The organism is Bacillus cereus group sp. BfR-BA-01331 (assembly GCF_022663915.1).
Taxonomy (GTDB): Bacteria; Bacillota; Bacilli; order Bacillales; family Bacillaceae_G; genus Bacillus_A; species Bacillus_A mycoides.
Map to the genome: position 1 here is coordinate 47,848 of NZ_JAKUGJ010000016.1, position 23,271 is coordinate 71,118.

Consider the following 23,271-nt stretch of genomic DNA (forward strand, 5'->3'; position numbering starts at 1 on the left):
ATATAAAAAAAGGCTGTTCCCAATCGGAACAACCCCCTTCTTCTTACACGAATAGCTCTTCTAAAATTTTCAGTTTATCTTCTGTATATTTCACGAAGCCATCGTTATATGATTTTGGATCTTTCGGATTCGCAAAGTGTGTAATTGCTCCTGTTTGTGGGTGAACAAATTTACTTGATGCCCCGCAACCAAGTCCGATAATCGATTGTACTTCTTCCATAATAACAATATTATAGATACTTTCTTGCGTCGGTATTGCATACCCAACGTTTTCTAAGTTACCTAAAATATTTTTTTGACGATATAAATAGTATGGTACGTAATTATGGTTCTTCGTCCACTCTTCCGCCTCATGCATCATCGCAGTAATTTCTTCGCGACCTGCTACTTTATATTTACGTTTGTTTTGCGTCATTTCAGAAGCACGTTTAAATGATAACGTATGAACTGTTAACGATTCTGGCATTAACTTTTCTGTTTCATCTAACGTATGCTTGAAGATGTCTAATCCTTCACCAGGAAGACCAATAATTAAATCCATATTAATATTGTTCATTCCCATTTCACGTGCTAAATGATACTTCTCAATCGTTTCTTCTACAGTGTGATGACGTCCAATTGCCTTTAGTGTCTCTTGATGGTATGACTGCGGATTAATACTAATACGGTCAATGTTCCATTTATTTAACACTTCTAGCTTTGCTGGTGTGATTGTATCTGGGCGACCTGCCTCAACTGTTACTTCACGTACATCTTTCACATCAGGGAAAGCTTGGTACATTTCTTCATACAACATATCCATCTCTTCTGCTGTAATACTCGTCGGTGTACCGCCGCCGTAATAAATCGTCGTAACTGTAACACCTTTTTCTTTTAAAAACTTACCAATTTCACGAACTTCATAATGTAACCCGCCTAAGAACGAATCAACTGATCCTTGGCGTCCGTTAATTGCATAAGCCGGGAACGTACAGTACGCACATTTTGTAGGACAAAACGGAATACCGATGTAAATACTTACTTCTTCTTTCAAACGGTATAAATCCGGAACAACCGCTAATTGGCAATCAACAATACGCTGAAGAAGTTCAATTTTCTCTTCATGAATTAAATAACTTTCACGAAGTTCTTTATGTGCTTCTTCTTTTGACATACCATTTTGAAGCAGTTTGTGAAGAAGTTTCGTTGGGCGTACCCCAGTTAATATTCCCCAGCTCTGTTCAAGTCCAGTTAGCTGTTGAAGTACAGAAAGATATACGTAAGAAACAACATGTTTCACTTGCTTCATACGTTCTTTTTCTTCTGTGAAAGCAGATAAATCTTTTGCGAATGTTTCTTCATATACATTTCCGGTTGCAACATCTGTTAAACGAGCCGATGCTGTCACATTACCTTCTATCTGTATATCAACGATAAGATTTGCTTCTTCTTTCTCAAACCCTATCGTGCTCTCTTCAAAAAATAAACCGCCAATATTTTGTAGCGGACGTAAAAAACGATCATCTTGTAACGTTTTAATTGAAATTAACAACATTATCACCTTTTCATTTGCAAACTCTCTTTAGTTTACTTGAAGGGCGTTTGAAGGTCAATACAGAAGGTTTTACCTTATTTCTTCTATTAATAACTTAAAGGCATAAGAGATAACATTCCTCTTATGCCTTTTATACATCTATTAACTATTTTTAGTCATAAATCTTAAACGTATTCCTAATAACAGAAGAACAAAACCGACGAATGGAAGATAATTCATATCATGCCCTGTAGCTGGCAGTTGTTGATTATTAGAAGAACCCGGTCCTTTTTCTGGTAAATTAGGCTTTCCTGTTTCTTCACCTGGCTTTTCTGTTCCTTCACCTGGCTTTTCTGCTCCTTCACCTGGTGTTCCCGTTCCTTCACCTGGTGTTTCCGTTCCTTCACCTGGTGTTTCCGTTCCTTCACCTGGTGTTTCCGTTCCTTCACCTGGTGTTTCCGTTCCTTCACCTGGCTCTTTTTGATTTGTAATTTGAAGTTTTATAGCTTCAATTTTTTGATTAGAAATCGTAAATCTGATTTCTTTATCAGATAAAGTGTATCCTTCTGGAGCCTGAACTTCTTTTAAAATATAATCTCCTGGCTCCAATTCTTTCGAAGTTACTTTACCATTTTTATCTGTTGTTAATGTGTCTATTTTTGTTCCGTCTTTCAAAATTTCAAAGACTGCGCCTGCTAATGTTTTATCTGTATCATTAGCATCTACCTTTGTAATTTCTACTTGGCCTGTAATTTTTTCTTTCACTTTTTCATTCAATACTTCTTGTTTTGCTACTTCATTTGCAACAATGTTTACTTCTACTGTTACTTCTAGCGCTTTATAGCCTTCTGGCGCTTTCGTTTCTTCTAACGTGTATTTTCCTGGTACTACGTTTTCGAATTTCACAACACCATCTTTATTTGTTGTTTTCGCTTCTCCAACTACTTGACCAGCTTCGTTCTTTAACTTAAATTCCGCACCTGCTAGAACTTTTCCACTTTCTGCATCCTTCTTGATTACTTGTAAGCTTCCTAGTTCTTTTGCGTTTTCCACTTGTACTTGTACTACTTTGTTTGCTTCCACAACAACTTCAATCTCTTCTTTTAGTAATTTATATCCTTGTGGTGCTTTCGTTTCTTTTAACGTGTATTTTCCTGGTTCTAATTTCGTAGATATTACTTTACCTGTTTTATCTGTTCGTAATGTCTCTACTTTTTTACCATCTTTATACACTTCAAATTCTGCGTCTGATAATACTTTCGCTTTATCATTCGCATCTACTTTCACGATTTCGAATTGACCTGCTATTTTTTCGTTCGTAACTTCTTGTTTTATTACTTCATTCGCTACAACGTTTACTTCTACTGTTACTTCTAGCGCTTTATAACCTTCTGGCGCTTTCGTTTCTTCTAACGTGTATTTTCCTGGTACTACGTTTTCGAATTTCACAACACCATCTTTATCTGTTGTTTTCGCTTCTCCAACTACTTGACCAGCTTCGTTCTTTAATTTAAATTCTGCACCTGCTAGAACTTTTCCACTTTCTGCATCCTTCTTGATTACTTGTAAGCTTCCTAGTTCTTTTGCGTTTTCTACTTGTACTTGTACTACTTTGTTCGCTTCCACAACGACTTCAATTTCTTCTTTTAGTAACTTATATCCTTGTGGTGCTTTCGTTTCTTTTAACGTGTATTTTCCTGGTTCTAATTTCGTAGATATTACTTTACCTGTTTTATCTGTTCGTAATGTCTCTACTTTTTTACCATCTTTATACACTTCAAATTCTGCGTCTGATAATACTTTCGCTTTATCATTTGCATCTACTTTTACGATTTCGAATTGACCAAGGCTCTTACTATTCGTTACTTTTACATCAATAACTTTTTCACCGTCGACTGTTACATGAATTACTTGTTTTGTTAACTCATAACCTTCTGGTGCTTTTGTTTCTTCTAACGTATACTCACCCGGTACTAGTCCTTCTACTTTAACCGTTCCAGACTTATCTGTTGTAATTTTTTCTTTTACAACATTTCCTTTAGCATCTTTCAATGTAAATACTGCGCCTGCTAAACGTTCCGCTTGATCTTTATCATCTGTTTTAATAATTTGTAGAGAGCCCAAGAGCTTTTCATTTTCTGCCTCTACTTTTACTACTTCTTTCTCATTTTGAATTGTTACTTTCCATTCTTTATTTGAAATCTTGTAACCTGCTGGTGCTTTCGTTTCTTTCACTGTGTATTCACCTAATGGTAATTTCGGTGACATCGCTTTTCCACTCTCATCAGTTTTCAACTCTGCTACCTTTTTACCATCCTTATACACAGTAAATTCTGCATCTGATAATAGCTTTGTTTTATCTTTCGTATCTACTTTCACAATTTCAAATTGACCTGTTACTTTTTCGTTCGTAACTTCTTGTTTTACTACTTCATTCGCTACAACGTTTACTTCTACTGTTACTTCTACTGCTTTGTAGCCTTCTGGTGCTTTCGTTTCTTCTAACGTGTATTTTCCTGGTACTAAGTTTTCGAATTGAACTACGCCATCTTTATTCGTTGTTTTCGCTTCTCCAACTACCTGACCACTTTCGTTCTTCAGTCTAAATTCCGCGCCTTCTAGAACTTTTCCACTCTCTGTATCCTTTTTGACTACTTGTAAGCTTCCTAGCTCTTTTGCGTTTTCTACTTGTACTTGTACTACTTTGTTCGCTTCCACAACGACTTCAATTTCTTCTTTTAACAACTTATATCCTTGTGGTGCTTTTGTTTCTTTTAATGTGTACTTTCCTGGTTCTAATTTCGTAGATATTACCTTACCTGTTTTATCTGTTCGTAACGTATCTACTTTTTTACCATCTTTGTACACTTCAAATTCTGCATCGGATAATAGTTTCTCTTTATCATTTGCATCTACTTTCACGATTTCGAATTGACCTGTTACTTTTTCATTCGTGACTTCTTGTTTTACCATTTCATTTGCTACAACGTTTACTTCTACTGTTACTTCTACTGCTTTGTAGCCTTCTGGTGCTTTCGTTTCTTCTAACGTGTATTTTCCTGGTACTAAGTTTTCGAATTGAACTACGCCATCTTTATTCGTTGTTTTCGCTTCTCCAACTACCTGACCACTTTCGTTCTTCAGTCTAAATTCCGCGCCTTCTAGAACTTTTCCACTCTCTGTATCCTTTTTGACTACTTGTAAGCTTCCTAGCTCTTTTGCGTTTTCTACTTGTACTTGTACTACTTTGTTCGCTTCCACAACGACTTCAATTTCTTCTTTTAACAACTTATATCCTTGTGGTGCTTTTGTTTCTTTTAATGTGTACTTTCCTGGTTCTAATTTCGTAGATATTACCTTACCTGTTTTATCTGTTCGTAACGTATCTACTTTTTTACCATCTTTGTACACTTCAAATTCTGCATCGGATAATAGTTTCTCTTTATCATTTGCATCTACTTTCACGATTTCAAATTGACCTGTAGCTTTTTCAACGATCTTTTTATTCAACACATCTACAGTTACTGTTTTATTAGCAGCTACATCAACATGAACTAAACTAGATGATAGTTCATAACCTTTTGGTGCTTCAACTTCTTTTAATGTATATGTTCCAACTGGAAGTTGTTTTGATAAAGCTGCACCTTTACCATCTGTAATAATTGTTTCAACAACATTTCCATCTTTATCTATAACATCAAATTTTGCACCTGGTAGAAGTTGACCAGATTCACTATCTTTTTTCAATAATTTAAATTGGCCATTCTCTACTTTTTTCGTATTCTTCATAACAATTTCAATTACGTTTGTACTATCAATTGTTACTTTTACTGGTGTATCAACTTTTATATATCCTTCTGGTGCACTTATTTCTTTTACAAAATAGTCACCAAGTGGTAAATCCTTGACTTCAGCAATACCCTTTTCATTCGTTGTAACAGTAGCCACAACAGTATTATCTTTGTCTATAACATCAAACTTTGCGTCTTTTAAAACAATATTTTCATCATTTGCATCAACTTTTTTAATTTGTAAGTTTCCTTTTTCAACTACTGGCTTATTCCACTTTGGCCAATTAAATTTAAAGTTATGAACCTCAAATCCATCTCTTTGGTGTAATCCTCCAACATAGGCTTGTCCGTTAATAGAACCACCTTTTGTCTCTACAACAGCATTAGGCGCAAACAAACTACCTACTACACCATAACCTTTAGTTGTTATCTTTGTAGCATTAGGGAACACCCAAATGACTTTATTAGCTAACTCAGTAAAAGCTGAATTAGGGTCATATGCTTGAGATGTATTAATTAAGTCTGTTGCCATCCCAGTATTTCTCGTATCGTACAAAATTGCACCGCTACCAAAATTCACTTCTTCTGCGTCTGAATAAATAACAATAAAGTCTTTGTTATTTACATTCGGAAGATAAACATCTCTTACATCAAATATTTTCTTTCCTGTTAAGCCTGAAGAGACGTAAATATTAGGGTTGTTTACATCTTCACCGATTCCAAAGCTCATATTAAGTTTTGGCTTATCAGTTTGCAATTGACCCGCATCCCCAATTACACCATCAACGTCTTTTCTAAATTCTTTGAACTTGGCATCAATCTCTGCTTGCTCTTTATAAGAGATACGGTCATAAGATGATTTCATTGCACCTTCTGGGTCACCATCTTTTGTCATCGCCACTGTTCCATCTTGGATGATTACTTGTCCTGCTCCCGCTTTCGTAAATTGACCACCTAGTAATAATGATGGATATCCTTCATCTTTCCATGTTGCTCCAGCTAAGTTGTTTGCTCCAGTTGCAGCCGCTAGGACTGTATAACTTGATGCGTTCATATTTTTTTGAACAGCCATCGCACCCTCAATATCCGCACTCGTTGCACTATGATCTCCAAAAATGATGGCGTTGTAATAAGATACATCACCTAAACCTTTTAATTCTGTTGTAGCTGCCTCTGCTTTAAATGGTAAATGGATTAAAAAATTCATACATATTAGTAATACAACTATAAAACTACTACTTATTTTTTTTACTTTTTGATTAAATGATTTCCTCAAGAAATTCATTCCCCCTTTTAAACTTCCTAAACCCACAAAAGAAGTACATTTCATATGTACCAAGTCTTACTCACATTAATTTAAAATAATCCATTTAAATAAAACAAAGAAACTCTACAACTAATTAATAAAATTACTACAATTCATTTTTGAGATAATACGTGAACTAAACTATCACGCGGAAATGTTTTTACGTACGGGAGCTCAATAAAATTAATCTGAAGAATATTTCATGTGGTGTAAATATTTCGGCAACATCATCCACTCTACAACAGTTTCCTAGAGTATTCAAGTGAATTGTATAGATTCCAGACACAATTCATCCCCTGAAAAGCTTTCATTCCCTATTGGAATATTGATTTAAACTTTTCAAATAAAGTCGACAAAAAAACGTAGCGAAAATGCTACGTTTCTTTTTTCATCGTTTCGGTGTATGCTTATGATTCTTTAAAAAAGGAAGCGGGAATTGCTTACGAAAATGCTCTTTAATCATATACTCTACGCCGTTCTCAGTATTAGAACGTGTAATCCAGTCTGCGGCTTTCTTTAATTCTACAGGAGCGTTCCCCATCGCTACCCCAAGCCCAACATTTTCAATTACCTCTAAGTCTTCTACGCTATCTCCAATCGCAACCATTTCACTAAGGTTAATATTTAAATGCTCCCCAAGTAATTGTAAACCACGTAGTTTTGATACATTTTGAGGGAGAATTTCTATACGTCTCTCATCACACTCAACGTACTCCACATCTTGAAATGCCTTTCTTAACGTATTCATCCCTCTTTCTTTTTCACCTTTCGTATGGAAAACAATATCAATTTTTGGTGCAGCTACTGGATGATCGCGCAGTGCATCCCCTAGCGAATCTACAAATTGAACCGGATAAAATAATGGATCTGCGCTTGATAATACAGTACGCGCAATTAAGTTTGGTGTATTTCTCTCACGATTCCCAATTGAATATCGTTCATGAGAAATGCGAACATTACAATCAAAATGCTCTAACACTTGCACGATATTAAAGGTTTTCTCTTCAGATAATCTCCTTTGAGCGAACGGCTTATCTAACGTTGCTGAAACGAAAGCACCACCATGTGTAACTAATATAGAATCTAATCTTAACGCCTTCGCTATTTTATGAGCAGATTGAAAATTACGATTCGTAAACAATGTAACGTATACATCTTTTCTTTTCACAAAGTCAATTGTCTCCCGTAACCCTTTTGCGATTTTTCCGTTGTTGTATAGTAGTGTCCCATCTATATTAAGAGCTAGTAAGCGATAAATCATGTCGCACTCCCCCTCTTCGCTGTTGTACTCTATCCATAATTTATGAAATAAATGTAGTAAATAGAACGAGTTAGAATTACTACTGAAAATTTGGTTTACTATATACATATACAACTGGCAAAGGAGATAGTACAATGCAGGCACCACCTTCTTTTTATGAAGGCGATACGTTAGTGGTCGCAAAGAAGTTACTCGGACATAAACTCGTTCATATTGTAGACGGCATAAAGCGGAGCGGAATTATTGTAGAAGTAGAAGCATACAAAGGTCCAGATGATAAGGCCGCTCATAGTTACGGAGGCAGACGGACTAATCGAACAGAAGTAATGTTCGGCGCACCAGGACATGCTTACGTATATTTAATTTACGGCATGTATCATTGCTTTAACGTAATTACAGCACCAATCGGCACCCCGCAAGGAGTTCTCATTCGTGCTCTTGAACCTGTAGATGGAATCGAAGACATGAAACTAGCGCGCTACAACAAAACTGACATTACGAAAGCTCAGTATAAAAACTTAACAAATGGCCCCGGAAAACTATGCGGCGCGCTCGGAATCACTTTAGAAGAGCGCGGCGTATCACTTCAAAGTGATACGTTACATATTGAATTAGTTCCTGAAGAAGACCATTTATCATCCACACATAACATAATAGCTGGCCCTCGTATTAACATTGATTATGCAGAAGAAGCCGTTCACTATCCATGGCGGTTTTATTATGAAAAGCACCCGTTTGTTTCAAAATAAAGAAGCTATCCTATAAGTAAGTGAAACCAACTTATAGGGTAGCTTTTTTTTCGTAATTCATCACACGTCGAAAAGCCGAAATCCGGGATCGGATTTCGGTTTTGTTTCTATAAAAGAAACCGTTGTTCCTAAAGCATTGCCAAATACAGTTCATCTCCAAAGAGAAAATCTTAAAAGCATTATTTTTTTAATGCATAATAATTTTCCAAATTGAATTTCGACATAACGAAAGTTCCTGTTGGCGTTAAAAGTTGTGCCATAGATTGTATGACATGCGGTAATTTCGCTGGCTCAATGGGATGTGATAGTAGGATGTACTGAAATTTTTCATCTATAAATACCTCATGTAACTTGTCATACGCAGCAGAAGTTGTAGGAGCTACCCTATTTGCAAGAGCTGCCGCTTTTTCATTACTTTCCGCTCCGAATAAAGAAACTGCCTGATAACACCCTTTCATTTTTAATAAAGTGGCACCACATCCAGCTCCTATATGAAGAATATTTACTTTATCAGGCGCAAATCGCTCTAAAATCGCTAGTAAGTCACAATGAATATATAAACTTTCACCATAAAATCCCCATTTTTCATACAATTTTATATTATTCGCATGTAAACAAATAGAAAATTTAACACTATCTTCTCTCCATGAGACACTTCCGTAGTGATGAATAAATGTATCTTTACATAAATACAATTTATATCCTTTTTCAAACATTCTTAGTGACAAATCATCATCTTCATAATTCCCCGGTGTAAATCGTTCATCTAATAATCCAACTTCATCTAACACTGATTTTTTTATAAGCATACAGAATCCGATTAATTTCATACGTTCTTCCCATTTATCTTTATCACTTTGATTATATAAAGTTGCAAACTTCTGCATTCCTTCAATATCTTTATAAAAAGTTTGTATAGCAGTATAGTAAGCGGCATTATTAGTTACGGGCCCTACCGCTCCAGCATCCTTACTTTCATATAAACACCGAATTAAGTTGCTTAGCCAATTTTCAGTTACGACCACATCATTATTCAATAATAAAATATTGTCACCTTTTGCCTCTTTAATTCCCTGATTGCATCCCTTTGGAAAACCCATATTCTCCGCATTTTCCACTAGCATAATATCCGATTGTTTTTGTAACCATTCTACAGTACCATCTGTTGACGCGTTGTCCACAACTATTAACTCATACTCTTGTTCCACTGTATAAGTTCTAATACTTTGGATGCATTCTTTTGTATATTGTAATTGATTATGAGTCAATATAATTATACTTGTGAGCATGAATCAAACTCCTCTCAGCAGCCAAAATGATTATCTAGTATTATTAAATATTATTTTTCCGATAAACTATCAAAATATTTTCTATTATATTCAATGCTTGGATTATTAGGTATGAACTGTGCAGCTTGTTCGTTATGATAAATTGCCTTTTCATATTCTTTTATTCGATCATAACAAATACATAGTTGAATATGCGGCAACCATGTATGACACTCTTCTCGGACAAACGGCGAATCCTTTGGCCTTGGCCCGTCAATTGCTGCATGGTACCAATATATCGCTTTAGAATATTCCCCTTGTTGCAAAAATACACGTCCTAAGTGGCAACAAAGTTCTCCTCTAGGCGTGTCATACGTAAATGATTGCAAACAAGACTGTATAGATTTTTTTAAGTCCCCCAATTCTAAATAACATTCGGCTCTTTTTAAACAAGCTTGAATGTTATCTTCAACCCAACCCTTTTCTTCATCTAAAAACCTAGAATACCCCTTAACAGCCTTATCAAATAATCTGTGATCCTTACATTCATTTGCATAATAGTACACATCGCGGGGGCTAAACTCTTTTCCACTCTCAAGATGTTTTTCATATATTTTTAAATTACGATTAGTATATGCTTTTTCTTTTTTATGACTTACCCCTACGTCACTATTTATAAGATTTCCATACACCTCTAAATATTCATGAACAAATCCATACCATTGAAAATTTTTACTTCTGTTGACTAATCGATATCTCCTTAAAGAATGTGTTGGATTTCCTTCTATATCAAAAGTTAAATAATATTTCATAGATACTGCATCCGTACTACGATCTAACGTATGTTTTAACTGCAACAATTTCTTTATATCTTCCGTATCTATTATGTCATCTGCGTCTAGCCAAAGAATATATTCTTTTGTAGCTTTAGAAAACGCAAAATTTCGTGCCGCTGAAAAATCTTCAATCCATTGAAAATCATAAACTTTCGCGTCGTACTTCTTCACAATTTCTTTTGTACCATCTGTTGAACCTGTATCTACAATAATAATTTCATCCACAACACTTTTAACCGATTCTAAGCATTTTGATATAGTTTGTTCTTCATCTTTTACAATCATGCATAAACTAATAGTAATGGAGTTTTCCATCATATCCCCCCTATCCTTTTGATGTATATGTTTGGAGAGAAATTTATATTTCTTTTGCTTCAAAATTGAGTTTTCATTTTACAAAAGAAACATAATGAGGCGGTGCAGTGAAATTGGATAGGGGAATTTCACTCGAAGATTGCAAATCAATGAAAAAAACCGAAGCCTGAACAAGACTTCGGTTCTTTATATAGAGAATACATAATTTCGATTCCTTTTTACTCCGCACCTTCCGCGGCCGCAATATCATTCTCTAAGTTTTCTCTTGATAATTCCGCCGCCATAAAATCAGCTGTTTCAGGAAGTGCTAAATGCATATGAGCTTTTTGACAAATTTGGATCGTACAGTTTTCTACAACATAGTCGAAAACATGTCCGCCACCGCGAATTTCATTATCAATGTAATGTAAGTGGAAACCAGCTACACCAATACCTTGTGCGTAATCTGGTGTCCAAAATCCAGCTAGCGTACCTTCTGTATCTTTAAATGAAAAGATCGGTTGTGATTTCGTCACTTCAACGAGCGGCGTATACGGTTTTTCTTGTCTTGGAACAGTTCTCGTTCTTACTTCACGGAACGTACCATCCATTCGAATCGCATAAAATAAGTTTTTACTTGGCATTAATTCATGTAATAACGCTTCCACTTCTTCACGATTCATCGGATGCTCTACCGTATAACTCATTTCTTTTTCAAAAAACGTTACAGTCGCAAACGGTGTTGTTTCCTCTGGCTCTACTTTTTCTGCGGAGCCGTCTGAACGTAAATGGTAAAATTCGTTATCAAACGCGATCATTTCACCATCTAATTGATCAAATGTGCCGATGCCGAAATCACCACGTTCTTTCAATTCCTCAAAGCTAATCACACCATCATATATACCATCTAATAGCGCAAGCATTGTAGATGTTTGATATACTTCATTATTCGTTTTCGTTCTTTTTGCATCAATATCAATTAATTGCGCAACAGTCATCTCACTCATGCCCCCATTAGTTTAATTGGTTTGGTAATAGTTTTTCGCTTAATTTAATGTTGTCACGGTAGTCAATTGGAATATCAATAATGACAGGGCCGTCTGCTTCTAACGCTTCTCTCAATACACCTTCTAATTCGTCTGGTGTATTGACACGAAGACCTAACGCCCCGAAACTTTCTGCATATTTCACAAGATCAACATCGCCAAACTCTGTAGCTGATGTTCTACCGTATTTCATCATTTGTTGGAACGCAACCATATCATATGTACCGTCTCTCCAAACGAGATGTACAACCGGTGCATTTAAACGTACCGCTGTTTCTAACTCCATCGAAGAGAATAAGAAACCACCATCACCTGACACTGAAACAACTTTTTTACCCGGCTCAACTAAAGTAGCGGCAATTGCCCAAGGAAGTGCAACACCTAACGTTTGCATACCGTTACTAAATAATAGTCTACGTGGTTCATAAGAACGGAAACATCTTGCCATCCAAATAGAATGGGAACCGATGTCACATGTAACGGTTGTATCGTCACTAATTAAAGAACGAAGTGTACGAATGACTTGAAGTGGATGCGTAACACCTTCTGAAGCACGATTTGGAACTTCTGCTTGCTCTGATAATTTCGAGCGTAATCGTTCTAAAACTGCTTCTGATTTCGTATTTAATACAAGCTTCGGTAATTTCTCCGCAATGCTATTTACAGTTAAAGCGATATCACCAATTAATTCACGCTCTGGTTGGTAATCATGGTCGATATCTGCTTGGTGATCATCAAGGTGAATAATTGTTCTATCGCCAAGTTTATTCCAGAATTTCGGATCATACTCAATTGGGTCATAGCCGATAGATAAAACAAAATCCGCTTCTTCTAGTAAAATATCACCTGGTTGGTTACGGAATAATCCAACGCGGCCGAAGAAATGATCTTCTAACTCACGTGAAATTGCACCAGCTGCTTGATACGTTTCAACAACAGGAAGTTCTGTACCAGCAATTAACTCACGAACTGCTTTCGTTACTTCATTGGTACTTGCTCTCATACCGAGTAAAATAACTGGTAATTTTGCTGATTTTATTTTTTTTACTACGTATTCAATATGATTTGTGGGAGCGATTCCAAGCTGTGGCTTAGAAAGCGCACCGATAGATTCTACTGTCGTTTCTGCAGTCATAACGTCTTGCGGAAGACTTACAAGTGTTGCTCCTGGATTTGTAGAAGTAGCACTTCGAAATGCATTAGTAAGTGCTTCTGGTACATTATCAGGATGCTCGACTTCTACGCTATATTTAGTGATTGGTTCAAATAATGCAGCATTATCCATAGATTGATGCGTACGTTTTAATCGATCTGTACGCGGAACTGCACCAGCTAAAGCAACAACGGGATCACTCTCCGCATTCGCAGTAACAAGACCTGTCGCTAAATTTGATGTCCCTGGTCCTGAAGTTACAAGACATACGCCCGGTTTCCCTGTTAATCTACCAATAGCAGCTGCCATAAATGCTGCGTTTTGTTCATGACGACAAACAATTAACTCTGGTCCTCTTTCTTGCAGTACATCAAATACAGAATCAATCTTCGCTCCTGGAATACCGAAAACATGTGTAACACCTTGTTTAATTAAACAATCAACAACAAGATCTGCTCCTCTTGTTTTTGTTTTCACGTCGTTTGCTTTTACACCTGTACTCAAACTAATCATTCCTTTATTTCATAATGTGTGTAATAAAGATTTTTAATTTCACCTAGTTAATTAACGTGGTGAAGTATTGTTTATCATTATATTACAAATGCATTATTTTTCCAACAATATGAATTTGACAGTTTTTTGACAACCTCTAAGGAATACGCTTACAACCCTTTGTTTATCCTAAAATAATATTTTTATATCTCCTCTAAAAATGCACGAAAAAATTCCATCTAATCACAGTATTAATAAGATTATAGTACCTTGCAAAGAACACTACTAAATGATATATTTGTAATTATTGGAATACCCAATAATTGGAACGCACCTTGTAATTCGTATCCCCCTTTTCAAAAGATAGGATTCTCAGCTGTAATTCATCATTTTATAAAGGAAAGTGATTGTTATGAACAAAAGTGAATTTTTGGACCAACTTAGTTCTTCCTTGCGGAATATGCCTAATGCAGAAAAGAAAGATATTATTTCAGAGTATGAAACTCATTTTATCAGTGCTAAACAGGATGGAAAATCTGAAGAAGAAATTTCTAGAAAACTAGGAGACCCTAAAACTATTGCTAAAGAACTTAATGTTTCCTATGCAATAAACAACGCTGACAATAAACGAAGCTTCAAAAATATGATAACCGCACTATTTTCTGTTATGAGCTTAAGTGTTTTAAACTTTGCCTTTATCATTATCGCCTTTTTCGTACTACTCTTTTTATTACCGATTCTTCTAGCACTTATCATTGCCACTCCATTATTAATCATTTCACCTATTTTATTAATAGGGTTAGGATTTTTTTACGGGTTTCATCAAATCAGTTATTCCGATGTTTACAATGTGTTCATCGCTTTTTGCAGCGGTTTACTCATATCCGTAATATCTTACCAAATGGTAAAACATGTATACGCAACTTTAGTAAAGTATTTGAAATGGAATATAGCTATTTTACAAAGATAATAATGAATGTAAAAGGAGATTAAAATGAAGAAATATACTTTATATCTACTCATGTTACTTACAATTTTATTTCTATCAGCTTGTTCAAACAGTGCACAACATAAGGAAGAAAACGATGTGCAATCTATTAAAGATGTAACGGTTAAAATTCCAGAAACTATATTTAGTTCCTCAAAGAAAAATGAAAATATTAATGAAAACGAAATGAAACAAAATATAAAGACTTATTTAGATTATAGCGGCGAGTTATTTGAAAACATCGTTCCCCTTTCATCAGCCATGTCTGACGAGAATGTCACGGAATCCGACCGAGAGAAATTAAAGCAACTAGTAGATTTAGCAAAACAAAATGATGCGAATTTCCATACTTTTATTAGTAACAATACGATCCCCAATGATTACAAACAGCCTTCGAAGGAAATTCATGATTTTATTTCAGCATCTACGGCACTTTCAGTAGAACTAGATCAAGAATTAGACAAACTCACTCAAGATGGTAACTTATTCAAGACAGATTTTTCTTTTACAAAACGCTTTGAGAAAGTTAATGGTAGAAAGCAAAAAGAGATTGAAAAGTTTTTGAAAGAAAAAAATATTAGAACTGAGTATTTCAATAAATAATTATATATATAAGAGAAATTGAAAGATACATCATATATTCCCGTCAAAATAGTCACTAACACATGGCTATTTCGGCGGGGATTTTTTTGTGGCAGGACTATCAAATTACCCACAAAAAAAAACGCCCCCATACTAGGAGCGTCTTCCATCATTACGCTTGTTGCGCGCTATATAATTCTTCAAGTGGCTTCATGATGATTTTGTTAACGTCAGTGATAACGATGTTTAAACGTTGCTCAGTTTCCATTAACTTTGTGATTTTTGCATCTTGTTGAATGCGAGTTACAACTTCTTGTGCTTTTTGGTTATCTTCTTCAGTGATTTCTTGGCCTTGCATCATTTTTTGTTGTAAGCCAAGTTGCATCGCGCGGAACTCTTCGAATAAGTTCTTTGACTCTGCATCTCCTTGTACTGCTGCGTAGCTTGCTTTTAATGTTTGGAAATCTTCGTTTTCAGCGATTGTTTTTTGTAATTCATATGCAACATCATGAATGTTTTTTGTCATTTTATTTTTCCTCCTTTAGAAGGCTAGCGCTTTTCGCTCACACTGCCTTTTAAGTGCATTTACATACGCACCTCTTCTTACCATATCAAACTATGCAAGAGATGGGAAGAAATTTCACTTTTATTTCTATACACCCATCTTTATTACTTAAGGAACAAGAGTAACAACCCTTGAATAAATCCAATTGTCCCCCCTAATAACGCCCCTAAATATGTAATCATTTTTAACTCATTTTTTGTAATGGACAATACGAGATCTTCTAGTCTCTCTGTTGAAAATGTAGATACTTCCTGCTGGACAATTTCCGCAAGCTGTAGATTTCCCAATATACTTCCCACATTTTCTGTCCCCCACTTCAAGCCTTTCTCTACTACGCTAGGGACCACTTTTTCAACGATTGTTTCTCGAACTGGCTCACATACTTGCTGAACAGACTGATTTAAAAATCTACTCACTGTTTCCTCTACTTTAACTGCTGACAATATGGAGTTCACAATCATTTCTTTCTCTACGAACATTTCTAATTCTTTTACGTCTCTTCCTTTTAACTTTTCCCACTCTTTTTGCAGTACATCAGTTAACAGACGCTCTGTTCCATCTTGTCCTAAAAACTTAATGACTTCCGGCTGCACGCGATCAACTAAACTTACATTCCCTAAAAACATACCAACTAAGTTAAGCAGCGTCCCGCGAGAAGCGAAAAAGTCATCAATCATTTTTGAAAGGCGTTCCTTTCCTTCTTCACTTTCCAAAAAGCTAATTCCTCTTTTTAAAATAAAAGATGCTACATTCGGAATCGCATTCTCTACTTTTTCATGAACAGAATGAGGTAACGCCTGTTCCCATGTATATGTATAGTACTCTGCTAAAAATGCATGAATTTTTTCTGTAAGAACATGTTCGATTTTCCCGATCGCCTCTTCTTCTACATGTTCTAAATTCCATTTTTCTAACATATCCCGTAACGACTGTTCATTTGTAATTACTTTATCGACTTCCACTTGTGTCCAGCGAATTAAACTGGTTTGAAACTCTTTATTTGTTAGTTTCTTTCCGATTCCTTCTGGTGTTAACAAATGGTCTACAACCATTTTACCTAATTGAACAGCAAGCTCATCGCGGCGCTTCGGAATTAACCCTGGCGTAAATGGAACCTGAAACTTCCCAATATAAATCGGACGATGAGGACGAAATAACATTTTTATCGCTAAATGATTTGTGTATCCTCCAATAATTGCCCCGAGCCCTGTCGTTATTAACATATTTAACCATATATTCATCACAATCAACCTTTCACTTCTCCAAAACTATAGCATATCATCATACGGACAAAAGTATAATGGTATAAAAACGTATTTGCAATATATAGCTTCGCCTATAATGCAAACATCTTATTACTAAAGGAGTGATTTCGTTGGTTCTTGGTCTTTTAACTTCCGGGCTCCATCACGAGCAAACGTATTACACCGAAATCGCTAAGCGAGCTCGTCTTTATCATAACGTCGTTGCCCAATTCACACCGTTTAGCATTGATTCAAAGACAGATCTTGTTTCTGGTCTTATTTACGATACAGATACAGGAAATTGGATAGATCAAACCTTTCCCATTCCTTCATATATATATGATCGTTGTCATTTCAAAGAGGATGAGGAATTCCAACAAGCAAATGCGATTATTCATTCATTACACAAACGTTCTTCCACTACTTTTTTAAACAACACACTTATTAACCCAAGCGATTTGCACAATCTTTTTCTTACTAATAAACGTCTTTCCCCTTACGTACCAAAAATAATAAAAGGAACAGTACAAGGAATTTTTAAATTACTACTAGAAACAAGAGATATTATTATAAGACCAATCAATATACACTCCAATGAAAATTTATATCGGGCCACTTACAAAAATAAAACATTTCATATCGATACAATAAATGAACAACATCATACTTCTACTCAATTCAAACGAACAGATGAATTTATATCATGGTGCAAATCGAACATACACTCATTCCGTTATATGATTCATCCAATGTTACAACCTCCACATCAACTATCATATCCGATTCATATTCGAACCATTATGCAAAAAAATAAAGAACAGAATTGGAAAGTGCTCGGTCAATTTATACAAAAATCTTCATTCCCAGCACAATTTTTACTTTCAGCAACAGAACGTTCTATGTTACATCCATTTTCTAAAATTAAATATTTACTTTCTCCAACTGGCGTCCAATTATTAAAAGATGCTTTACATGATGTTGTAACCGAAGTTTTTAAAACACTCGATCAGTCCTATTCTTCATTATTTGAACTAGAGCTTTCTACCATTATGGATCAAAAAGGTGCCATTTGGCTTATGTACGTCAATACGATGCCTTCTTACGAAGTTTATACTAGGTACAACGACGAACTCGCTGAACAAATTTTTCATGGTCCATTAAAGTTTAGCCGATTTACACCATAACGAAAGGAGGAAATCCCCGTTGAAAGAGCACATATATACATTAAGTATTTCAGATGAGCATCCAAATAGTATTACTTTACCTTACGTTTTTTCTATTACACCACCAATTACATCCTTTTTCTTTGGCTTACGTTATATTACATGTGAGAATATTAAAATTCATTATTCATTCACGCGAGAAATTATTATTGGCGAACAGATTGCAGCCGATCTTTTACTACCGCATTCGACGACAATCCATGCCTTCTTACACAATCAAGCCATTGTTTTCGGCCCATTAATCGGGATTTTCACAACTGGCTTTAACGATGATTCTAATTCTCCTTTAGGAAGTCGTTCCATCTCTCTCAGTGAGTTATTAACACCACCATTCACATTACAGCCATTTGTATTTGTCTTTGGCCTTCAACATATAAACTGGGAAGAGGAAACAATTGAAGGGTACTTCTTTCAAAAAGGAAAATGGGTAAAAAACAAAGTCCCTTTACCAAATGTCATTTACGACCGTTTACCAAATCGGCAAGCAGAAAATTACAAACCTATCGTAAGAGCAAAAAAACGTTTAGAAAGCGACTATGCGATTCCGTGGTTTAATCCGGGATTTTTCAATAAATGGGAAGTGCATCAACTTTTAATGAAAGAAGATTCAATTAAACCATTCTTACCAAATACAGAAGTATTTCAACATTTTGAACAAGTAGAACGACTTCTCGGTACGTATAAGTACATTTATATGAAACCAATACACGGTAGCTTCGGCAGAAATATTCATCAAATACTCTATTCTCAAACTGATAATTGCTACTATTGTCGTTATCGTGAAAATGAACAAAACAAACTAAGAAAGTATCAATCATTAGAAGCCCTTCTTAACCATGTGTTAAAAGGACATGATTTAAAAAAGTTTATCGTACAACAAGGTATCTCACTGCTCCGCTTCGAAGGGCAACCCGTCGATTTTCGCATTCATACAAATAAAAACCATTTTGGTAATTGGGTAGTCAGTGCAATCGTCGCAAAAATCGCCGGCAAAGGTAGCTTAACAACTCATGTAAATAGCGGCGGTGATACGAAATTACTTCAGGAACTATTTCCTGATTCAACAAAGCAAGTTCAAATTGAAAATAAACTAAAACAAACAGCCTTACAAATCAGTTATGCACTTGATGGGCAAGTAACCGGGAACATTGGAGAAATTGGTTTTGACATTGGTTTAGACACCACGGAAAACCCGTGGCTATTTGAAGCAAATTCTAAACCGGGGCGAACTGTATTCCAAGATGAAAAGTTAAAAGAACAAAGTGAACTTACGCGCCAATTATTTTATGAATATGCCATCTATTTAACTGAACACTCTTTGCGCGATACGAAAGAAAAAATGTCACAAATAAAATCAGATCCTTCGTCACATACCGAAAACATCCCTTCCCCTATGATTAACTCACAAATACAAAAACAAAAACTTCCACCTCCTTCATAAGGTGGAAGTTTTTTATTTAAACGAGCTTCACTACAACTTCAGTTTCCACATTACATACTCCGCAATAAAAAACATGATTGCAATACTCCTGTGAATTATTATGTGTTAAACCGTCTACTGCACTTAATAATTCTTGATCCATATATGCACTGTAATCATCTATGTAATCTACAGTTTTCCCATAATCTTGGAGTATACCTTGGCAATTTTGACAAGAATATGTTTGTGATTCTAGCGCGTTGCAAAGCGGGCAAATTCCCATCATGATTCCTCCATACGTTATCGTTTAAAAACAATTAAAAAGCCCTTTTTTTAGATTGAAGAGAGCATCTAGCCGTGCATAGACGCGGTCAGTTCCTTTTTCTACCCTACCCTGGGTTAAAACAGAACTATGCAGTTGTTGCCGTTTAATTTTCATTTTACTAAGCTTTAATTTATCTCACTTTAATTACATTTTCGTTTAAAAGCTTCTTTTTTAGATTGAAGAGAGCATCTAGCCGTACATAGACGCGGTCAGTTCCTTTTTCTACCCTACCCTGGGTTAAAACAGAACTATGCAGTTGCTCCCGATTTAATTTTCATTTTACTAAACTGGAATTTGTCTCACTTTAACAAATCATAAGCTAAGTAAGCCAAGCTGGTTATACAAAGAAAAAACGCATATGATTTCGCTCTTAGTTTAGCCTTCTTTCTTAAAAATACAACGATTACTCTTATTTCATAATTTACGAAATGATGAAATATTTTTTACAAAATTTACAAATTATTTTTTTGTATATCTTTCTAGGTAACATCCATACTATGAGTACAAACTTAATTACCGATGGATTAGCGCCAAACGGGGCGATAATCTGGTTCAAATCCAGCTAGTCCAACCAAAAAAATTTTTATAACTCTAAGGAGGATATATTCCTATGGCAAACCAAAGCTCTTACAATCAATTAGTAGTACCAGGTGCAACAGCAGCAATCGATCAAATGAAGTACGAAATCGCTCAAGAATTTGGTGTACAATTAGGAGCAGATTCTACGGCTCGCGCTAACGGTTCTGTTGGTGGAGAAATTACAAAACGTCTAGTTGCAATGGCTGAGCAAAGCCTTGGCGGATTCCAAAAATAAATATATATGGCAAAAAGGTCTCAGGGCATATGCCCTGAGACCTTCCTTAATTTACTGCAACATTTGTAAAAACTTCTTCGTTCGTTCTTCTTTTGGATTTGTAAATACATCTTCCGGTGTACCTTGTTCGACAACGACACCGCCATCCATGAAAATAACACGGTTCGCAATTTGATGAGCAAAGCGCATTTCATGCGTTACAATGACCATCGTCATTCCTTCTTTAGCAAGTTCTTTCATAACCTTTAAAACTTCTTGAACTAGCTCAGGATCAAGTGCTGACGTTGGCTCATCAAATAGTAAAACTTCCGGCTCCATCGCAAGCGCACGAGCGATTCCAACGCGCTGTTGTTGTCCACCTGATAATTGGAACGGATATAAGTCTACTTTATCCGCAAGACCAACTTTTTCAAGGAAATAGTTTGCTTTTTTCTTCGCTTCTTCTTTCCCCATCTTTTTCACTGTAATGAGCCCTTCCATTACATTGTGAATTGCTGTTAAATGAGGAAATAGATTATGGTGTTGGAATACCATACCTGTTTGCGTACGAAGATTTACAATATCTTTCTTCGATACTTTTTGAGAGAAATCGAGCTCTTTATTGCCGATGCGAATGTTACCAGCGTTCGGCGTTTCTAACACGTTGAGACAACGCAAGAATGTCGTTTTACCAGATCCAGATGGCCCGATAATAACAACCACTTCGCCCTTCTCAACTGATAAGTCTATATGTTTTAATACGGTATTATCTCCGAAACTTTTTTGTAAATGTTGAATTGAAATCATAAAAACAAAAACTCCTTTTATGAAAGGGTTATTTTAGAGTATAACGTTCTGAACGTTTTTCTAATATTTGTTGCACGATAGATAATAAGAAGCAAATTACCCAATAAATTAGACCTGCTTCAAAATAAACAATTAAAAACTCATAGTTCATTGCCGCAATTTCCTGCGCTTTTCGGAACATTTCTGTTACTAAAATTAACGACGCTAATGAAGTATCCTTCACTAAACTAATAAATGTATTCGAAAGCGGCGGAATTGATACGCGTGTTGCTTGTGGTAAAATAACACGTTTTAATGCTTGCGGGTATGTCATCCCAATTGTGTAAGCTGCTTCCCACTGTCCTTTCGGGATTGAAAGGATAGAAGCACGAATAATTTCAGATGCATATGCACCTACATTTAATGAAAATCCAATAACTGCTGCTGTATATGGCTCAACCTCAATATTAAGAGTTGGAAGACCATAGAAAATAATAAATAACTGTACAAGAAGTGGCGTTCCGCGAATGATAGATACATAGATACGAGCAATCCATTGTAAAATACGACTACCTGAAATACGTGCGAGCGCTGTTAACGTCGCAAGTATAATACCGATAATAAATGTAATAAGCGTTAACGGAATTGTCGTAAAGACAGCTTCCTTCAGCATAGGCGCGAAGGAAGTCTGCATAATATCTATCCAAGTAGACAATCGATCTGACATCAATGCGCTACTTAGATACATTTTCACCGAACCATTTTTTCGTTATTTTATCGTACGTACCATCTTTTTTCATATCTTCTAACGCTTTATTTACTTCCTGTACAAGTTTGTCGCTACCTTTACGGAATAAGAATCCACTTTGTGACGCTTCTTTTTCTGTATCTACAATTTTAATTTTTGCATCTTTTTTCGTTTCTAAATAGTTTAACACTGATAATTTATCATTGATTGTGAAATCAACGCGGCCAGAACTTAATAATTCTGCTGCTTGGCTAAATCCTTCTACACCTGTGATTTCCGCACCATTTTTCTTAGCAATATCTGCGTAGTTACTTGTTAAAGATTGTGCTGCTTTTAATCCTTTTACGTCAGCAAATGTAGCAGGTTTATCTTTATCTTTCGCAATAACTAATGCTGCTGAAGAAGAAATATATGGACTAGAGAAGTCATATTTCTTTTGGCGATCTTCACGAATACCAACTTCGTTCGCAACCATGTCGAAACGTTTTGCATCTATTCCTGCAAGTAAGCTATCCCATTGTGTTTCTTTAAATACAGGCTTTACACCTAAACGTTTTGCAACTTCTTCTGCTAATTCAACGTCAAACCCAGTTAATTTATCGTTTGTATCGTGGAACGTAAATGGTGGATATGTACCTTCTGTACCAATTACAAGCTCACCGCTTTGTTTTATCTTCTGTAATGCATCTTGATTAGCTGTATCTTTTTTCTCTTCTTTACCGCAGCCCGCTACAATCCCAATCGCTAATGTAGTTACTGCAAGCACTGAAAATAACTTTTTCATGATAGTAGTCCTCCAAGTATTCTGATAGGAATTTAAAAACTATATTGATTGTATGCAATTTCGAACAATTTTTCAATGAAAATGTTCTTATTTAGTTTAACCTT

The 23,271-nt window shown here is 35.7% G+C and carries 19 protein-coding genes; 6 read left to right on the forward strand and 13 right to left on the reverse strand.

Annotated elements, in window-relative coordinates:
* Nucleotides 1-43 precede the first annotated feature (43 nt).
* The 3 genes from MR155_RS22575 to MR155_RS22585 form a co-directional block, all read right to left on the reverse strand.
* Entirely contained in the window at nt 44-1,534 is a 1,491-nt protein-coding gene (locus MR155_RS22575; RefSeq protein ID WP_002010930.1) for a coproporphyrinogen III oxidase, read from the reverse strand.
* A 141-nt stretch (nt 1,535-1,675) separates the two neighbouring features.
* Nucleotides 1,676-6,580 carry an MSCRAMM family protein gene (locus MR155_RS22580; protein WP_242311138.1) on the reverse strand — a complete coding sequence of 1,635 codons (4,905 nt, stop codon included), beginning with the start codon at nt 6,578-6,580 and terminating at the stop codon, nt 1,676-1,678.
* Between the two features lie 418 nt (nt 6,581-6,998).
* Nucleotides 6,999-7,871, reverse strand: a complete 873-nt coding sequence (locus tag MR155_RS22585) for a Cof-type HAD-IIB family hydrolase (protein ID WP_219301338.1) — start codon at nt 7,869-7,871, stop codon at nt 6,999-7,001.
* A gap of 134 nt (nt 7,872-8,005) precedes the next feature.
* Here MR155_RS22585 and MR155_RS22590 point away from each other — a divergent pair, with 134 nt between their 5' ends.
* Nucleotides 8,006-8,620 carry a DNA-3-methyladenine glycosylase gene (locus MR155_RS22590; RefSeq protein WP_219301337.1) on the forward strand — a complete coding sequence of 205 codons (615 nt, stop codon included), beginning with the start codon at nt 8,006-8,008 and terminating at the stop codon, nt 8,618-8,620.
* A gap of 179 nt (nt 8,621-8,799) precedes the next feature.
* Here the strand turns inward: MR155_RS22590 and MR155_RS22595 are convergent, their stop codons facing one another.
* From MR155_RS22595 to alsS, 4 genes are all read right to left on the reverse strand, one after another.
* Complete coding sequence (locus MR155_RS22595) at nt 8,800-9,909, reverse strand: glycosyltransferase family 2 protein (RefSeq protein WP_113936699.1); 1,110 nt, start codon at nt 9,907-9,909, stop codon at nt 8,800-8,802.
* Nucleotides 9,910-9,959: 50 nt separating this feature from the next.
* A complete protein-coding gene (locus MR155_RS22600) occupies nt 9,960-11,039 on the reverse strand; it encodes a tetratricopeptide repeat-containing glycosyltransferase family 2 protein (RefSeq protein WP_215576785.1) in 1,080 nt (359 codons plus the stop codon).
* Nucleotides 11,040-11,257: 218 nt separating this feature from the next.
* Nucleotides 11,258-12,016: an acetolactate decarboxylase gene (gene alsD, locus MR155_RS22605; protein WP_215599015.1), complete on the reverse strand. Its 759-nt coding sequence runs from the start codon at nt 12,014-12,016 to the stop codon at nt 11,258-11,260.
* Nucleotides 12,017-12,032: 16 nt separating this feature from the next.
* Nucleotides 12,033-13,721: an acetolactate synthase AlsS gene (gene alsS, locus MR155_RS22610; RefSeq protein ID WP_242311157.1), complete on the reverse strand. Its 1,689-nt coding sequence runs from the start codon at nt 13,719-13,721 to the stop codon at nt 12,033-12,035.
* A 400-nt stretch (nt 13,722-14,121) separates the two neighbouring features.
* On the opposite strand from alsS, the gene MR155_RS22615 reads away from it, so the two are divergent.
* The gene (locus MR155_RS22615) at nt 14,122-14,679 is read left to right on the forward strand and encodes an HAAS signaling domain-containing protein (RefSeq protein ID WP_242311139.1); all 558 of its coding nucleotides are present in this window, start codon (nt 14,122-14,124) and stop codon (nt 14,677-14,679) included.
* Nucleotides 14,680-14,703: 24 nt separating this feature from the next.
* On the forward strand, nt 14,704-15,300 hold the full coding sequence (locus MR155_RS22620) for an NDxxF motif lipoprotein (protein WP_242311140.1): 597 nt from the start codon (nt 14,704-14,706) through the stop codon (nt 15,298-15,300).
* A 151-nt stretch (nt 15,301-15,451) separates the two neighbouring features.
* Here MR155_RS22620 and MR155_RS22625 read toward each other — a convergent pair whose 3' ends face one another.
* Together MR155_RS22625 and MR155_RS22630 are read right to left on the reverse strand one after the other, a co-directional pair.
* Nucleotides 15,452-15,805, reverse strand: coding sequence for a YlbF/YmcA family competence regulator (locus tag MR155_RS22625; RefSeq protein WP_088035249.1), 354 nt, complete (start codon nt 15,803-15,805; stop codon nt 15,452-15,454).
* A gap of 143 nt (nt 15,806-15,948) precedes the next feature.
* On the reverse strand, nt 15,949-17,094 hold the full coding sequence (locus tag MR155_RS22630) for a DUF445 domain-containing protein (protein WP_242311141.1): 1,146 nt from the start codon (nt 17,092-17,094) through the stop codon (nt 15,949-15,951).
* Nucleotides 17,095-17,219: 125 nt separating this feature from the next.
* Here MR155_RS22630 and MR155_RS22635 point away from each other — a divergent pair, with 125 nt between their 5' ends.
* A complete protein-coding gene (locus tag MR155_RS22635; RefSeq protein ID WP_242311142.1) occupies nt 17,220-18,272 on the forward strand; it encodes a YheC/YheD family protein in 1,053 nt (350 codons plus the stop codon).
* Nucleotides 18,273-18,291: 19 nt separating this feature from the next.
* Nucleotides 18,292-19,752 carry a YheC/YheD family endospore coat-associated protein gene (locus MR155_RS22640; protein WP_242311143.1) on the forward strand — a complete coding sequence of 487 codons (1,461 nt, stop codon included), beginning with the start codon at nt 18,292-18,294 and terminating at the stop codon, nt 19,750-19,752.
* Nucleotides 19,753-19,768: 16 nt separating this feature from the next.
* Here MR155_RS22640 and MR155_RS22645 read toward each other — a convergent pair whose 3' ends face one another.
* Nucleotides 19,769-20,014, reverse strand: coding sequence for a hypothetical protein (locus tag MR155_RS22645; protein WP_002087367.1), 246 nt, complete (start codon nt 20,012-20,014; stop codon nt 19,769-19,771).
* Between the two features lie 652 nt (nt 20,015-20,666).
* Between MR155_RS22645 and sasP the strand changes: the two genes are divergently transcribed.
* Nucleotides 20,667-20,870, forward strand: coding sequence for a small acid-soluble spore protein, SasP family (sasP, locus tag MR155_RS22650; RefSeq protein WP_000013349.1), 204 nt, complete (start codon nt 20,667-20,669; stop codon nt 20,868-20,870).
* Nucleotides 20,871-20,921: 51 nt separating this feature from the next.
* Here the strand turns inward: sasP and MR155_RS22655 are convergent, their stop codons facing one another.
* The 3 genes from MR155_RS22655 to MR155_RS22665 are packed head-to-tail and all read right to left on the reverse strand — an operon-like array spanning nt 20,922 to nt 23,167.
* Entirely contained in the window at nt 20,922-21,656 is a 735-nt protein-coding gene (locus tag MR155_RS22655) for an amino acid ABC transporter ATP-binding protein (protein ID WP_219301327.1), read from the reverse strand.
* Nucleotides 21,657-21,684: 28 nt separating this feature from the next.
* Nucleotides 21,685-22,383: an amino acid ABC transporter permease gene (locus MR155_RS22660; RefSeq protein ID WP_033706449.1), complete on the reverse strand. Its 699-nt coding sequence runs from the start codon at nt 22,381-22,383 to the stop codon at nt 21,685-21,687.
* A complete protein-coding gene (locus MR155_RS22665) occupies nt 22,370-23,167 on the reverse strand; it encodes an amino acid ABC transporter substrate-binding protein (RefSeq protein WP_002030008.1) in 798 nt (265 codons plus the stop codon). The genes MR155_RS22660 and MR155_RS22665 overlap by 14 nt, the downstream gene beginning before the upstream one ends.
* Nucleotides 23,168-23,271 lie beyond the last annotated feature (104 nt).